Consider the following 371-nt stretch of genomic DNA (forward strand, 5'->3'; position numbering starts at 1 on the left):
CTTATTGCGCTCGAAGAAGTTGGGTTCGTGTTTACTGGTACCACGCTGATGGTAGAACCGTGTACGTTTGACCAGAAGTCACGTGTGATCTTGCCTACAGGAGTTGTAGTAGCTGCTGGAGCCGTTGCTACAGGAGTTGTTGTTGCAGGAGCAGTGCTTCCCATTTCAGACAGTCTGTTACCAGCGATCGGGCGCTCCATAGAGCCGTCCGGCAGCTGCCAGCCTACGGCCAGGTTGTCGCCACCGCCGCCCTGCAGCATGATCGCCTCGATGTAATAGCGCTTGCCGGCCTCCAGGGTGATCTTGGCAGACTGCTGGCTTGCGTTCTTGGTCCACTCACGCGGGTTGGTCCAGGTGCTTGACAGGGCGAT

The 371-nt window shown here is 57.4% G+C and carries 1 protein-coding gene; it reads right to left on the reverse strand.

Features of this window, described 5'->3' with window-relative positions:
- Positions 1–371 (reverse strand): hypothetical protein (locus I0P70_RS21230; RefSeq protein ID WP_230392348.1); only part of this gene is annotated, 371 nt, incomplete at both ends.

This window comes from Pontibacter sp. FD36 (assembly GCF_015686655.1).
Taxonomy (GTDB): Bacteria; Bacteroidota; Bacteroidia; order Cytophagales; family Hymenobacteraceae; genus Pontibacter.